This window comes from Geodermatophilus sp. SYSU D00766 (assembly GCF_054049915.1).
This window is the reverse complement of sequence record NZ_JBJGYI010000019.1, coordinates 1-14189: the sequence shown is the minus strand read 5'-3', so window position 1 is coordinate 14189 and position 14189 is coordinate 1. Positions and strand designations below refer to the sequence as shown.

General features: G+C 75.5%; 12 protein-coding genes and 1 rRNA gene. 5 read left to right on the top strand and 8 right to left on the bottom strand.

Translation table 11 applies throughout. The annotated features are described in order from the left end of the window. Positions 1 to 14: 14 nt before the first annotated feature. On the bottom strand, positions 15 to 2546 hold the full coding sequence (locus tag ACI8AD_RS14685) for a DNA translocase FtsK 4TM domain-containing protein (protein WP_456871264.1): 2532 nt from the start codon (positions 2544 to 2546) through the stop codon (positions 15 to 17). Positions 2547 to 2620: 74 nt separating this feature from the next. On the opposite strand from ACI8AD_RS14685, the gene ACI8AD_RS14680 reads away from it, so the two are divergent. The 3 genes from ACI8AD_RS14680 to ACI8AD_RS14670 all read left to right on the top strand — a co-directional run bounded on the left by ACI8AD_RS14680 (position 2621) and on the right by ACI8AD_RS14670 (position 5876). After that, positions 2621 to 4576: a prolyl oligopeptidase family serine peptidase gene (locus ACI8AD_RS14680; protein WP_456871263.1), complete on the top strand. Its 1956-nt coding sequence runs from the start codon at positions 2621 to 2623 to the stop codon at positions 4574 to 4576. 89 nt (positions 4577 to 4665) lie between these two features. Further along, positions 4666 to 5199, top strand: a complete 534-nt coding sequence (locus tag ACI8AD_RS14675) for a sigma-70 family RNA polymerase sigma factor (RefSeq protein ID WP_456871262.1) — start codon at positions 4666 to 4668, stop codon at positions 5197 to 5199. Then, a complete protein-coding gene (locus tag ACI8AD_RS14670; RefSeq protein ID WP_456871261.1) occupies positions 5196 to 5876 on the top strand; it encodes an anti-sigma factor family protein in 681 nt (226 codons plus the stop codon). The genes ACI8AD_RS14675 and ACI8AD_RS14670 overlap by 4 nt, the downstream gene beginning before the upstream one ends. A gap of 82 nt (positions 5877 to 5958) precedes the next feature. On the opposite strand, the gene ACI8AD_RS14665 is transcribed toward ACI8AD_RS14670, so the two are convergent. The 6 genes from ACI8AD_RS14665 to ACI8AD_RS14640 form a co-directional block, all read right to left on the bottom strand. After that, a complete protein-coding gene (locus tag ACI8AD_RS14665) occupies positions 5959 to 7278 on the bottom strand; it encodes a right-handed parallel beta-helix repeat-containing protein (RefSeq protein ID WP_456871260.1) in 1320 nt (439 codons plus the stop codon). A gap of 144 nt (positions 7279 to 7422) precedes the next feature. Continuing rightward, positions 7423 to 9135, bottom strand: a complete 1713-nt coding sequence (locus ACI8AD_RS14660; RefSeq protein ID WP_456871259.1) for a ribonuclease J — start codon at positions 9133 to 9135, stop codon at positions 7423 to 7425. After that, complete coding sequence (gene dapA / locus ACI8AD_RS14655) at positions 9132 to 10046, bottom strand: 4-hydroxy-tetrahydrodipicolinate synthase (RefSeq protein ID WP_456871258.1); 915 nt, start codon at positions 10044 to 10046, stop codon at positions 9132 to 9134. Before dapA ends, ACI8AD_RS14660 begins: the two co-directional genes overlap by 4 nt. 39 nt (positions 10047 to 10085) lie before the next feature. Then, positions 10086 to 10610: a dihydrofolate reductase gene (locus ACI8AD_RS14650; protein ID WP_456871257.1), complete on the bottom strand. Its 525-nt coding sequence runs from the start codon at positions 10608 to 10610 to the stop codon at positions 10086 to 10088. Between the two features lie 5 nt (positions 10611 to 10615). Beyond that, complete coding sequence (locus ACI8AD_RS14645) at positions 10616 to 11431, bottom strand: thymidylate synthase (protein ID WP_456871256.1); 816 nt, start codon at positions 11429 to 11431, stop codon at positions 10616 to 10618. 11 nt (positions 11432 to 11442) lie between these two features. Then, positions 11443 to 12675 carry a winged helix-turn-helix domain-containing protein gene (locus ACI8AD_RS14640; RefSeq protein WP_456871255.1) on the bottom strand — a complete coding sequence of 411 codons (1233 nt, stop codon included), beginning with the start codon at positions 12673 to 12675 and terminating at the stop codon, positions 11443 to 11445. Between the two features lie 62 nt (positions 12676 to 12737). On the opposite strand from ACI8AD_RS14640, the gene ACI8AD_RS14635 reads away from it, so the two are divergent. Then, positions 12738 to 13316: an N-acetyltransferase family protein gene (locus ACI8AD_RS14635; protein ID WP_456871254.1), complete on the top strand. Its 579-nt coding sequence runs from the start codon at positions 12738 to 12740 to the stop codon at positions 13314 to 13316. Then, on the top strand, positions 13313 to 13975 hold the full coding sequence (locus ACI8AD_RS14630; protein WP_456871253.1) for a DUF2461 domain-containing protein: 663 nt from the start codon (positions 13313 to 13315) through the stop codon (positions 13973 to 13975). The genes ACI8AD_RS14635 and ACI8AD_RS14630 overlap by 4 nt, the downstream gene beginning before the upstream one ends. A 96-nt stretch (positions 13976 to 14071) precedes the next feature. Here the strand turns inward: ACI8AD_RS14630 and rrf are convergent. Then, positions 14072 to 14188 (bottom strand): 5S ribosomal RNA (gene rrf, locus ACI8AD_RS14625). Position 14189 lies beyond the last annotated feature (1 nt).

The following is a 14189-nucleotide window of genomic DNA, read 5'->3' as shown; positions in this document are numbered from 1 at the left end:
GCTCCCCGCGGGGGTCAGTCCTCGCCGGCGGGCAGGGTGCCGCCACGGATGGTGAACAGCACCGACTCCAGCTCGTCGGGCTTGATCAGCACGTCGCGGGCCTTGGACCCCTCGGAGGGGCCGACGACGCCGCGGGTCTCCATGAGGTCCATGAGCCGGCCGGCCTTGGCGAAGCCCACCCGCAGCTTGCGCTGCAGCATCGACGTCGAGCCGAACTGGCTGGTGACCACGAGCTCGACGGCCTGGCACAGCAGGTCCAGGTCCCCGCCGATGTCCTCGTCGATCTCCTTCTTCTCGCCCTGCGCGGCGCTGAAGACCTCCTCGCGGTACTCCGGCTCGGCCTGCCGCTTGGTGAACTCGACGACGGCCTCGATCTCGCCGTCGGAGACGTAGGCGCCCTGCACCCGCTGCGGCTTGCCGGCGCCGATCGGCATGAACAGCGCGTCACCCATGCCGATGAGCTTCTCGGCGCCGGGCTGGTCGAGGATGACCCGGCTGTCGGTGAGGCTCGAGGTGGAGAACGCCAGCCGCGAGGGCACGTTGGCCTTGATCAGGCCGGTGACGACGTCGACCGACGGGCGCTGCGTGGCGAGCACCAGGTGGATGCCGGCGGCGCGCGCCTTCTGGGTGATCCGCACGATCGAGTCCTCGACGTCGCGCGGGGCGACCATCATCAGGTCGGCGAGCTCGTCGACGATCGTGAGGATGTAGGGGTAGGGCCGGTAGACCCGCTCGCTGCCGGGCGGGGCGGTGATCTCGCCGCGCTCGACCTTGCGGTTGAAGTCGTCGATGTGCCGCACCCCGGTGGCCCGCATGTCCTGGTAGCGCTGCTCCATCTCCTCGACCAGCCAGGCCAGCGCGGTCGCGGCCTTCTTCGGGTCGGTGATGATCGGCGTGATCAGGTGCGGGATGCCGTCGTAGGGCGTGAGCTCGACCATCTTCGGGTCGATCAGGATCATCCGCAGCTCGTCGGGCGTGGCCCGCAGCAGCAGCGAGGTCAGCAGCGAGTTGATGCACGAGGACTTGCCGGCGCCGGTGGCACCGGCGACGAGCAGGTGCGGCATCTTCGCCAGGTTGGCCAGCACGAACTGGCCCTCGATGTCCTTGCCGAGGCCGACGAGCATCGGGTGCTGGTCCTGCTTGGCCGCCGGCGAGCGCATGACGTCGCCGAGGCTGACCGTCTCGCGGTCGGTGTTGGGCACCTCGATGCCCACCGCCGACTTGCCGGGGATCGGCGCGAGGATGCGGATGTTGTCGTTGGCGACGGCGTAGGCGATGTTGCGGGTCAGCGCGGTGATCTTCTCGACCTTGACGGCGGGGCCGAGGGTGACCTCGTACCGGGTGACCGTCGGGCCGCGGGTCATGTCGGTGACGTCGGCGTCGATGTTGAACTGCTCGAGCACGCCGCGGATGGCCTCGATGGCGTCGTCGTTGGCCTTCGAGCGGGCCCGCGGCGGCGTGCCGGGGCGCAGCAGGCTGGTCGCCGGGAGGCGGTACTCGCCCTCGACCGGCTCGATGACGAGCTGCTGCGGCTCCTCGACCGGCTCCAGCGGCTCGGGCGCGGCCGTGCGGTCGACCACCGGGGGGCGCGGAGCGGGCGGCTCCTCGGCTGGCACGGTGCGCACCGCCAGGGGCGCCTCGGCGTAGGCCCCGTGGTCGATGGGCCCGGTGGTGGTGAGGTCGGGGGCGTCCTCGGAGAGGACCTCGGCGAGCGCGGCGCGCTTCGAGCGGCGCGGTCGGGGGGCCTCCTCGGGCTCCTCGTCGTGCTCGTCGTCGTAGTCGTCGTCCCACTCCTCGTCGGAGCGGCCGGTGGTCCGGTCGACGAAGGCCCGCAGCCGCTCGGGCGCCTGGTGCAGCGGCGTGGCGGTGAGGACCAGCAGCGCGAACACCGCCAGCAGCGACAGCAGCACGACCGCGACGACGGGACCGAGCCCCGCGGTCAGCGGGGTGCCGACCGCCCAGCCGACCAGGCCCCCGGTGCCGGGCCGGCCGGCGACGGGGTCGGCCGGGGTGCCGACGACGGAGGCGATGCCCAGCACCGCGAGCGTGGCGCACAGCCAGCCGATGGCCAGCCGGCCGCGGGCCTCCGGGCGCGGGGCACGGCGCAGCAGCCGCAGGGCGGCGAGGAACAGCAGCGCCGGCAGCACCACCACCAGCGAGCCGACGACCCAGCGGACGGCGTCGGCCAGGCCGGCGCCCACCGGGCCGATGCCGTCGAACCAGGCGGCCGCCCCCAGGACGACGGCGAGGCCGAGGACGGCCAGGCCCGCGCCGTCGCGGCGGTGCTCGGGCGCGAGCGGCTCGGCCTCCTCCGGGCGGGCGACCGACCGGGCCAGGCCGCCGGCGCCGCGGGCGAGCAGGCCCCAGGCGCCGGCGGTCGCGCGCCAGATCCCGGCGGCGGCACCGGGGCGCTGCGCGGGCCGGCGGGCGGCGGGCTTGCGGTTGCCGTTGCGCGCGGGCGGCCGCTTGCCCGCGGCCGTGGACCCGGACCTCCCCTTCGGAGCCGAGCCGGACGGCCGGCGCGAGGGCGTGGTGCGGGCAGGCATGCGTCGAACGGTAGCCGCCGTCCAGGGTCCTCCCGGGCAGGCGCGAGCTCGTGTCCTGCCCCTACGGTCGGCCCATGCCGACTCCCCCGACCGTCCCGTACGGCAGCTGGCCCACCCCGGTCACCTCCGCACTCGTCGTGCGCGCCGCCGCCCGGCTGGGCGAGGTCGCCGTCGACGGCGGGGACGTGTGGTGGTCGGAGTCACGGCCCGGGGAGGGCGGCCGGTCGGCCCTGGTGCGCCGCTCGGCCGACGGCGCGGTCGCCGACGTGCTGCCGCAGCCGTGGAACGCCCGCACCCGGGTGCACGAGTACGGCGGTGGCGCCTGGGCGGTCGCCGGCGGCACGCTGTGGTTCACGCACTTCGACACCCAGCGGCTGTACCGCCTCGACCCCGGAGCCGCCGACCCGGTCGCGCTCACCCCGGCACCGGAGCTGCCGGCCGGGGTCCGGTACGCCGACCTCACCCCCACCGGCGACGGCGGGCTGCTGGCGGTCCGCGAGACGCACGCGGCGAGCGGCGCCGCGGCCGACGTCGTCAACGAGGTGGTGCGACTGGCCGCCGACGGCACGGCGGAGGTGCTGGTCAGCGGGCCCGACTTCGTCTCCGACCCCCGTCCCGGCCCGGACGGGCAGCTGGCCTGGCTGCAGTGGGACCACCCGGACATGCCGTGGGACGCCGCCCGCCTGGTGGTCCGCGCCGGCGACGGCGCGGAGACGGTCGTGGCCGGCGGTCCCGGCGAGAGCGTCGTGCAGCCGGTGTGGGGGCCCGACGGCGACCTGCTGTTCCTCTGCGACCGCAGTGACTGCTGGTCGCTGTACCGGTGGCGGCCCGGCGGCGCCGTGGAGACGGTGCTCGACGTCGGCCGCGACATCGGCGGCCCGCAGTGGCAGTTCGCGTCCAGCCGCTACGCCGTGCTCGCCGACGGGCGGCTGGTCGTGGCGGTGGGCGAGCAGGGCGGCGACGTGCTGGGCGTGCTCTCCGCCGACGGGGAGCTGCGGCGGCTCGACGTCCCGTACCGCACCTTCCGGTACCTGCGCGCGCAGGGGACGGCGGTGGTCTGCGTGGCCGCGAGCCCGTCCACCGAGCCGGTGGTGGTGCGCGTCGACGTCGACGGCGGCGCCGACGGTGGTGCGGCGGAGGTGCTGCGGCCGGCCCGCGACCTCGGCCTGGACCCCGCCTGGTTCTCGGTGCCCGAGCACGTGACCTTCCCGACCGAGGACCGCGGCACCGGGATCGGGGTCGCCCACGCCCTGGTCTACCCGCCGGCGAACCCCTCGGTGAGCGCGCCGGAGGACGAGCGCCCGCCGCTGCTGGTCGTCGTGCACGGCGGCCCCACGGCGGCGGCGCGACCCGTGCTCGACCTGGAGGTGCAGTACTGGACGACGCGGGGCTTCTGCGTCGCCGACGTCGACTACCGGGGCTCGGTCGGCTACGGCCGCCGCTACCGCGACGCGCTGCGCGGCCGCTGGGGCGAGGTCGACCTCGACGACGTCGTCGCCTGCGCCCGGTTCCTCGCCGACGCCGGCCGGGTCGACCCCGCGCGCACGGCGATCCGGGGCGGGTCGGCCGGTGGCTACACGACGCTGGCCGCCCTCACCATGCGCCCGGGCGTCTTCACGGCCGGCGCCAGCCACTTCGGCGTCGCCGACCTCGGCGCGCTGGCCGCCGAGACGCACAAGTTCGAGTCCCGCTACCTCGACGGCCTGGTGGCGCCCTGGCCGGAGGGCGCCGACGTCTACGCGGCGCGCTCGCCGATCACCCACGTCGACGCGCTCGACACCCCGCTGGCGGTGTTCCAGGGCGAGGAGGACGAGGTCGTGCCGCCCGACCAGGCCGAGGCGATCGTCGCCGCGCTCCGGGAGAAGGGCGTCCCGCACGCCTACCTGCTGTTCCCGGGCGAGCAGCACGGCTTCCGGCGGGCGGAGAACATCCGCGCCGCGCTCGACGGCGAGCTGTCCTTCTACGCGCAGGTGTGGGGCTTCGCGCTGCCCGAGGACGAGGGGATCGAACCGATCACCGTGGTGCGGTAAGGGCGGCCGGCGCCGTCGCCGGCTGAACCGGAGCGCCCCGGCGTGCGTACGTCCCCGTGACGGGCAGCCGCAGCGCCGGGAGGTCGTGGATGGGACGGCACACACCGGTGCCGGCGACGGGGCTGGACGTGCGGGCGGCCTACGCCGCGCACGGCGGGGAGCTGTACCGCTTCGCGCTGCGGCAGCTCGGCGACGGCGGCGCCGCGCAGGACGTCGTCCAGGAGGTGTTCCTCCGGGCCTGGCGCGCCTCCGGCTCCTTCGACCCGCAGCTGGCGAGCCTGCGCACGTGGCTGTTCGCGATCGCGCGCAACGTGGTGGTCGACGAGGCCCGCCGCTTCGCCGTCCGGCCGTGGCAGCGGCACCTGACCGACGGCGCGGACGTCGACGGCCCCGCCGTGGCCGCCGCCGACGAGGGACTGGTCGACGCCTGGGTGGTGGAGGAGGCACTGCGGCGGATCAGCGCCGAGCACCGGACGGCGATCGTGCAGACGCACCTGCGCGGGCGGCCCTACGCGGAGGTCGCCGCGGAGCTCGGCGTCCCGGTCGGGACCGTCCGCAGCCGGGTGTTCTACGGGCTCAAGGCGCTGCGCCTGGCCCTGGACGAGATGGGGGTCGAGCCGTGAGCGGCGCACACGGGGACGTGCACCGGGAGCTGCGGGAGCTGCTGGGCGCCTACGCGCTGGGGCACCTCGGGCCGGCCGAGCGCGACCGGGTGCAGGCCCACCTCGACGGCTGCCCGGAGTGCCGCGCCGAGCTGGCCGGGATCGCGCCGCTGGCCGCCCGGCTGGCCGCCGTCGACCCCGACGCCCTCGACGCCACCCCCACTCCCCCGCCGGACCTCGGCGCCCGCGTCCTGGCCCGCATCGCCGAGGAGGAGCGGCGGGTCGTACCGCTGCGCCGGGCGGCGGCGCGGCGCCGGGTGCTGGCCGCCGCGGCGGTCGCGGGGGTGGCCGCCGCGGGCGGCGCGGTCGGGTGGGCGCTGCGCCCGGTGCCCGATCCGGTGCCGCTGGAGCCGGTGGCGGTCCAGGCGGTGGAGCCCGGCGTCGAGGCCAGCGCGCAGCTGGTGCCGCACACCTGGGGCGTGGAGGTGGAGCTGACCGGCACCGGGTTCGCCGCCGGCGAGGTCTACCGGGTGGCGGTCACCGACGACGCCGGCCGCGAGGTGCCCGCCGGGGAGTTCCTCGGGGTGGGCCCGCAGCAGATGCGCTGCAGCCTCAACTCCTCGGTGCTGCGCGACGACGCCGTCGGCTTCGAGGTGGTCGACGCCGACGGCGAGGTGGTGGTCCGCTCGCGGTTCTGAGCCCGCCGGGGTCCTGACCCGCCGCACCCGAGGTGCGACGGAGGGCGCCGATCCCCGTGCCCGGCGCCCTCCGCCGGGTCGGTCAGACCTCGCCGGGGACGGTGCGCCCGTCGACGGTGAAGCCGGCGCCCGCGCCGTCCTGGAAGACGTCGGGGCCGAGCGGGGCGGTGTTGCCCCGGATGGTCGTGCGGGTGACCGTCATGGTCCCGGGCTCGGAGTTCCACAGCCCACCGCCCTCGGCCGCGGCGCTGTTGCCGGTGACGGTGCCGCGGTCGATGCGCACGGTCCCGGCGCCGGTGAGGTGCAGGCCGCCGCCGTTGCCCGGCACCGGTCCGGTGGTGTTGCCGGTCAGCGCGGTGCGGTCGAGCGTCGTCGTCCCGGTGTCGGCCTCGATGCCGCCGCCGGCCCGCCGGGAGCTGTTGCCCTCGACCACCGAGCGGGTGACGGTCATCGTGCCGCTGTCGTTGAGCAGCCCGCCGCCGGAGCCGGAGGCGCCGTCGGCGACGTTGCCGCGGACCTCGGTGCGGTCGACGGTCAGCGACCCGCCGTCGTTGAACAGCCCACCGCCGCCGTTGTCGGCCGCCGGGCCCCTGGCGCGGTTGCCGGTGACGGTGCTGCGCTCGACGGTCATCGTGCCGGTCGCGGAGTTCCAGAGGCCGCCGCCCTCCGCGGCGGCGGTGTTGTCCTCCACGGTGCTGCGCTCGACGTGCACGGTGCCGGTGCCGGTCAGGTGCAGCCCGCCACCGTTGCCCGGGCTCGCGCCGGTGCTGTTGTGCGACAGCGTCGAACGGGTGACGGTCGTCGTCGACCCCGCGATCGCCTCGATGCCGCCCCCGGCACGGGTGGCCGAGTTGCCGGTGATCGTGCTGCGCTCGACGACGAGCGTGCCGGCGTTGAGGACACCTCCTCCGGAGGCGCCGCCGGTGGTGCCCGGGGCGCCGGGAGCCACGCCGCCGGTGACGGTGACCTCCCGCAGGGTCAGGGAGCCGCCGGGCCGGACGTCGAACACCCGGTCGAGGTGCTCGGCGTCGACCGTGGCACCGCGGCCCTCGATCACCACCCGGCCGGTGACGTCGAGGTCGCCGGCGGCCGCGGTGTCGTCCGACCCGGCCAGCGTCAGGCGGTAGGTGCGGTCGGACAGGACGATCCTGCCGGAGCCTGCGGCGTTGGCCGCCTGCACCGCGGCGCGCAGTGAGCCGGCGCCACCGTCGTCGGTCGTGGTGACGTCGTACCCGGCGGAGGAGGACCGGCCTGCCGAGTGGTACGAACCGCCCGAGTGGTGCCAGTCGCCGGGGCCGCCGGCGGCGGCGGGGGTGGCCGTGAGCAGGAGCAGGGCGAACGCCGACGTACCGGCCGCGGCGCCGGAGCGGAGTGCGGCGGGTCGCCCGGGTGCTGGAGGCATGACAGTCCCCTCGTGAGAGCGGCGACGCCCGCGGACCGGGCGCCGCACACGAGGGGGTACGGCCGAGGGGCCCACCGCGTTCAGGCGCGCCCCGGCCACCTGCCAGGAGCCCGCCTGCGAGCGGTGGGCCGAGGGAGTCCCCCGTCAGACCTCGAGGACGGTCGGGATGATCATCGGCCGGCGGCGGTGGGTGTCGCTCACCCACTTGCCCACGGTCCGGCGGATGGTCTGCGAGAGCCGGTGGGCGTCGGTCTGCCCGTCGGAGAGCTCCCGCTTGAGGTTCTCCTCGACCAGCCGCAGCACCTCGTCGAACGCCGTGGGGTCGTCGGAGAAGCCGCGGGTGGACAGGTGCACCGGCCGCACGATGGTGCCGGTGGAGGGCTCGACGACGACGGTCAGCGCCACGAAGCCCTCGTCGCCGAGGATCCGCCGCTCCTGCAGCGCCTCCTCGCCGACGTCGCCGACGTTGAGGCCGTCGACGTAGACGTTGCCCACCGGCACCGACCCGGTGATCGTCGCCTTGCCGTCGACGAGGTCGACGACGACGCCGTCCTCGGCGAGCAGCACGCGGTCGGCGGCCATGCCGGTCTCCTCGGCGAGCGCCGCGTGCGCCCGCAGGTGCCGCCACTCCCCGTGCACCGGCATGAGGTAGCGGGGCTTGGCCACGTTGAGCAGCGTGCGCAGCTCCCCGGCGGGGGCGTGCCCGGAGACGTGCACGCGCGCGGTCTCCTTGTGCACGACCGTGGCGCCGAGCCGGGCCAGCCCGTTGATCACCTTGTAGACGGCGGTCTCGTTGCCGGGGACCAGCGAGGAGGCCAGCACGATGGTGTCGCCGGCCTCGATGGTGACCTGGTGGTGCTCGCCGCGGGCCATCCGGCCCAGCGCCGACAGCGGCTCGCCCTGCGACCCGGTGCTGACCAGCACCACCTGCTCGGGCGGCATGCTCGTGGCCTCGTCCAGGGCGACCATCAGGCCCGGCGGCACGCGCAGCAGGCCCAGGTCGCGCGCGACGCCCATGTTGCGGACCATCGACCGGCCGACGAAGGCGACCTTGCGGCCGTGCATCTCGGCGGCGTCGAGCACCTGCTGGATGCGGTGCACGTGGCTGGCGAAGCTGGAGACGATCAGCCGCTGGGTGGCGCGGCGGAAGACGTCCTCGAGCACCGGGCCGATCGAGCGCTCGGGCGTGACGAAGCCGGGGATCTCGGCGTTGGTGGAGTCGGCCAGCAGCAGGTCGATGCCCTCGAGGCCGAGCCGGGCGAAGGCGCCGAGGTCGGTGAGGACGCCGTCGAGCGGGAGCTGGTCCATCTTGAAGTCGCCGGTGTGCACCAGGACGCCGGCGGGCGTGTGCACGGCGACGGCCAGCGCGTCGGGGATCGAGTGGTTGACCGAGATGAACTCGCAGTGGAACGGCCCGGCCACGTGGTCGTCGCCGGCGGCGACCTCGACCAGCGTGGGGACCAGCCGGTGCTCGCGCAGCTTGGCCGCCACCAGGGCGAGGGTGAACCGGGAGCCGACCAGCGGGATGTCGCCGCGCAGCCGCAGCAGGTAGGGGATCGCGCCGATGTGGTCCTCGTGCCCGTGGGTGAGGACGACGGCCTCGATGTCGCCCAGCCGGTGCTCGATGACCCCGAAGTCGGGGAGGATGAGGTCGACGCCGGGCTGCTCGGCCTCGGGGAAGAGCACGCCGCAGTCGATGACCAGCAGCTTGCCGTCGAACTCGAGGACGGCCATGTTGCGCCCGATCTCCCCGAGCCCGCCGAGGGCGATGACGCGCAGCCCTCCTTCCGGCAGCGGCGGCGGCGTCTTGAGGTCGAGGTGGGGCTGGCCGGCCTGTCCGGCGGAGCTGACGGTCACTTCACGTGGGCCTCTCGGAGGTGGACCCCGCCGGCGGCGAGGTCGGCGCGCAGCTGCGCGATCTGCTCGGGGGTGGCGTCGACCAGCGGCGGGCGCACGGGACCGGCGGGCAGCCCCAGCTCGCGCAGCGCCGCCTTCACCATGATGACGCCCTGGGTGCGGAAGATGCCGGTGTAGAGCGGCAGCAGGCCCTGGTTGACCTCGCGCGCCCGGACCAGGTCGCCGGACTCGACGGCGGCGATCAGCTCGGCCAGCCGGGCCCCGGCCAGGTGCCCGACGACGCTCACCACGCCGACCGCCCCGAGCGCCAGCAGCGGCAGGTTGAGCATGTCCTCGCCGGAGTAGTAGGCCAGGTCGGTGCGCGCCCGCGTCCACGCGACGGCGCCGAGGTCGCCCTTGGCGTCCTTGACCGCCACGATCCGCGGGTGCTCGGCGGCCCGCACGAGGGTCTCGACCTCGATCGGCACCACCGAGCGCGGCGGGATGTCGTACAGCATGACCGGCAGGTCGGTGGAGTCCGCGACGGCGGTGAAGTGCCGCAGCAGCCCCGCCTGCGGCGGCTTGTTGTAGTAGGGGGTGACGACGAGCAGCCCGTGCGCGCCGATGCGCTCGGCGTCGCGGGCCCGGTCGATGCTGTGCGCGGTGTCGTTGGTGCCCACCCCGGCGATGACCACGGCGCGGTCGCCGACGGCGTCGAGGACCGCCTTGAGGACCGCGCGCGACTCGCCGTCGCGGACGGTCGGCGACTCCCCCGTCGTCCCCAGCACGACCAGGCCGTCGTGGGCCTCGCGGTCGACCAGGTGCGCGGCCAGCTCCTGCGCCCCGGCGGTGTCGATCGAGCCGTCCTCGGTGAACGGGGTGACCATCGCCGTGAGGACGCGCCCGAACGGCCGGGCGGGGTCGGAGGTCATGCACCCGAATCTACCGACCGTCCCCGCCGGTCTCCGGATCTACCGACCGTGCCCGTCGGTCCCCGGCGCGGCAGCGCGGGCGCGCCCGTACTCGGTGACGGCGTAGCGCAGCCCGGTCGCCGAGGTGGCCCAGCCCTCGCGGGGGGTCCGGGTGACGGGCCGCCACCGGCCGTCGAGGGCGGGGGCGCGGGTGTCGCCGTCGACGGCGAGGTCGACGTCGGTGACGACCAGCCGGCCGGCGTGCGGCAGGAACGCGGCGTAGACGGCCGCGCCGCCGATCACCCAGCAGCCGGGGGCGGTGGCGAGCACGTCGGCGACCGAGCCGGCGCGCTCGGCGCCGTCGGCGGCCCAGGCGGGGTCCCGGGTGAGGACGACGTTGCGCCGGCCCGGCAGCGGGCGGTTGCGCGCGGGCAGCGACTCCCAGGTCCGGCGTCCCATGACCACGGTGCCGCCGGAGGTCAGCTCCTTGAACAGACGCAGGTCCTCGGGCAGGTGCCAGGGCAGCCGGCCGCCGGCGCCGATGACCCGGTCGCGGGCCTGCGCCCAGACGAGCGAGACGGTCACACGGGTCAGACCGCGACGGCGGCGCGGATGGCCGGGTGCGGGTCGTAGCCATGCAGGGTGAAGTCGGCGAAGGCGTGGTCGAACAGCGACGGCGCCGGCGCGATCTCCAGCGTCGGGAACGGCCGCGCCTCGCGGGAGAGCTGCTGGCGCACCTGCTCGACGTGGTTGCTGTAGACGTGGCAGTCGCCGCCGACCCAGATGAACTCGCCGGGCTCGAGGCCGGCCTGCGCGGCGACCATGCGGGTGAGGAGCGCGTAGCTGGCGATGTTGAACGGGACGCCCAGGAACATGTCGGCGCTGCGCTGGTAGAGCTGGCAGGACAGCCGGCCGTCGTGCACGGCGAACTGGAACAGCGCGTGGCAGGGCGCGAGCGCCATCTGCGGCAGCGCGGCGACGTTCCACGCCGACACCACCATGCGGCGGGAGTCGGGGTCGGTGCGCAGCGTGTCGAGGACGCCCTGGATCTGGTCGACCGTGCCGCCGTCGGGCGTGGGCCAGGACCGCCACTGGACGCCGTAGACCGGCCCGAGGTCGCCGTCGGCGTCGGCCCACTCGTCCCAGATGGTGACGCCCTGCTCCTGCAGCCAGCGCACGTTGCCGTCGCCGCGCAGGAACCACAGCAGCTCGACGGCGACCGAGCGGAAGTGCACCTTCTTCGTCGTGACCAGCGGGAAGGACTCCGCGAGGTCGTAGCGCAGGCGTTCCCCGAAGGTGCTCACGGTGCCGGTGCCGGTGCGGTCGGACTTCGGCGTCCCGGTCTCGAGGATCCGCCGCAGGAGGTCCTCGTACTGGGTGTCGACCGGTCCGCTGCTGCTGCCCACGGCGGGCCAGCCTAGGCGACGACCGGGCGCGGGCCCGGCAGCGCGCAGCCGAGGTCGGCGGCCAGGTCGCCGCGGCCGGCGACGGCGACGTCGTCGAGCTCGGACCAGTCGGCCATGAGCCGCAGCTCGGCGGCCAGCGCGGCGGCGACCTCGGCGCGGTCGACCCCGGCCTCGGCGTGGGCGGCCTGCACGCGCAGCACCCCGGCCTGCCGGTCGGCCTTGAGGTCGGCGCGGGCCACCAGCCGGTCCCCGAGGAGGAACGGCAGGACGTAGTAGCCGTGCACCCGCTGCGCGGCCGGGGTGTAGATCTCCAGGCGGTAGCGGAAGCCGAAGATGCGCTCGACCCGCGGCCGCTCCCACACCAGCGAGTCGAACGGCGAGAGCAGCGCCTGCGTGCGGATCCACCGCGGCCGCCGGGCCGCCGGGTCCAGCCAGGCCGGCGCGCCCCAGCCGGCCACCTCGACGGGGAGCAGCTCACCGGCCTCCGCCAGCTCGGCGATCGCCTGCCGGGCCGGCGCCGGGCGCAGGCGGAAGTAGTCGCGCAGGTCGCGCTCGGTGGCCACGCCGAGCGCGCGGGCGGCGGTGCGCACCAGCTCCCGGACGGCGTCGGCCGGCTCCGGGGTGGGGGTCTGCACGACGGCGGCGGGCAGCACGCGCTCGGTGAGGTCGTAGACCCGCTCGAACGACGTCGTCCGCGCCCGGGCGGTGAGCGCGCCGGTGTAGAAGAGCCACTCCAGCGCGACCTTGCCGGCGTGCCAGTTCCACATGCTCCCGGGCCGGTCGGGCCGGGGCTCGGCCAGGTCGCTGGCCTTGGTGGGCCCGGACGCGCGGACCCGGTCGAGCACCTCGGTGACGTAGCCGGGCCGCTCCCGCTGGATGCGGACCATCGAGCCCCAGGCGTGCTCCTCGGCCGCGGCCATCCGCCACCGCAGGTGGGGGTGCAGCCGCACGGGGAGGTAGGACGCCTCGTGCGCCCAGTACTCGAACACCTCGTGGCGGCGGGCCATGAAGTCGTCGAGGACGGGGCGGCGGTAGGCACCCAGCCGGCTGAACGCCGGCAGGTAGTGCGAGCGGGAGAGCACGTTGACCGAGTCGATCTGGACGACGGCGAGCCGGTCGGTCATCCGCCGCAGCCGGCGGCTGTCGACGACGCCGTCGGGGCGCGGGTCGGCGAAGCCCTGGGCGGCCAGCGCGATGCGCCGGGCGAGCGCGGCGGGCAGCCGTTCGGCGGTCGGTGCGGGCACGCCTGCGATCCTGCCCCGGTCCTGTGACGTTCTCCGCCCCCGGTCGGACCTAGGCTCCCCGCGTGGACCCCCGGACCCCGTTCCCGCGCCTGACCGGCACCGCGGACGTGTCGGTGCGCCCCGCGACCCCGGCCGAGGCCGCCGAGGTGGCGCGGGTGCAGGAGCAGGCCTGGCGCGCCGCGGCCGCGCTGCCTGCCGCGGTCCTCGACGGCTGGGACGCCGCGTCCGCCACCGAGGCGTGGACGGCGGCCATCACCTCCCCGCCGACCCCGGGGCACGGTGTCCTCGTGGCCCTCGACGACGGCCGCGTCGTCGGCTTCGCCGCCTACGGTCCCGCGGAGGTCGCGCCCGGGGAGGATCCCCACCCGGCCGGGCCGACCACGGAGCTCGCCGTCCTGCTGGTGGAGCCGCGCTGGGGACGGCGCGGCCACGGCAGCCGGCTGCTCGCTGCCGTCGCCGATCTGACCCGGTCGACGGGCACCGCCCGCCTCCAGACGTGGGTGGCCGAGGGCGACCGGGTCACCGCCGGGTTCCTCGAGTCGGCCGGCTGGGACCGGGACGGCTGGGTCCGCACGCTCGACGCCGACGGGACGCCGCTGCGGGAGGTCCGCTGGCACACGATCCTGGAGGAGGCCGCATGACGTTCGCCGGTTTCCCCGACGACGGGCTGGTCTTCTACGAGGGCCTGGAGGCCGACAACTCCAAGACCTACTGGACGCGCTCGAAGTCGGTCTACGACTCCTCCGTCCGGGCGCCGATGCAGGCGCTGGTCGACGCGCTGGCCCCCGAGTTCGGGGCCGCGAAGCTGTTCCGGCCCTACCGCGACGTCCGCTTCAGCAACGACAAGACGCCGTACAAGACCCACCAGGGTGCCGTCGTGGTGCCCGAGGGCCGCGGAGCCGGCGCCTGGTACGTGCAGATCTCCGCGGAGGGCCTCCGGGTGGCCGGTGGCGCGTGGCGGCTGGAGTCCGACCAGGTGGAGCGCTTCCGCCGGGCGGTCGCCGACGACGTCCAGGGTCCCCGGCTGCGCGACGAGGTGCACCGCCTGGCCGGCGAGGGCTGGGTGATCGACGGGGACCGGCTCACCCGCGCACCCAAGGGCTACGACGTCGACGACGACCGTGCCGACCTGTTGCGCCACCGCTCGCTGCACGCGGGCCGGCTGTTCGAGTACGCCGACTGGCTGCACGGGCCCGGCGCGCTCGACCGTGTCCGGGACGCCTGGCGCGACCTCGTGCCGCTCAACGCCTGGTTCGCCGACAACGTCGGTGCGACCACCAAGGAGGTCCGTCGCCGCTGACCGGCGGCGGGGAGACGTCGCCGGGGAATGTCCCGGAAATGGGCGAGGACGGGAGTCGGAGCCCATCGGCTCCGACTCCCGTCCTCGTGAATGGTTGTCCGGCGGTGTCCTACTCTCCCACCCCGTCTCCAGGGCAGTACCATCGGCGCTGAGAGGCTTAGCTTCCGGGTTCGGAATGGGACCGGGCGTTTCCCTCTCGCCATGACCGCCGTAA

What these genes read in the sequence shown, in the direction of transcription:
- ACI8AD_RS14685 (WP_456871264.1), bottom strand. Translation starts at nt 2,546, where the DNA reads ATGCCTGCCCGCACCACGCCCTCGCGCCGGCCGTCCGGCTCGGCTCCG.
- ACI8AD_RS14680 (WP_456871263.1), top strand. Translation starts at nt 2,621, where the DNA reads ATGCCGACTCCCCCGACCGTCCCGTACGGCAGCTGGCCCACCCCGGTC.
- ACI8AD_RS14675 (WP_456871262.1), top strand. Translation starts at nt 4,666, where the DNA reads ATGGGACGGCACACACCGGTGCCGGCGACGGGGCTGGACGTGCGGGCG.
- ACI8AD_RS14665 (WP_456871260.1), bottom strand. Translation starts at nt 7,278, where the DNA reads ATGCCTCCAGCACCCGGGCGACCCGCCGCACTCCGCTCCGGCGCCGCG.
- dapA (WP_456871258.1), bottom strand. Translation starts at nt 10,046, where the DNA reads ATGACCTCCGACCCCGCCCGGCCGTTCGGGCGCGTCCTCACGGCGATG.
- ACI8AD_RS14630 (WP_456871253.1), top strand. Translation starts at nt 13,313, where the DNA reads ATGACGTTCGCCGGTTTCCCCGACGACGGGCTGGTCTTCTACGAGGGC.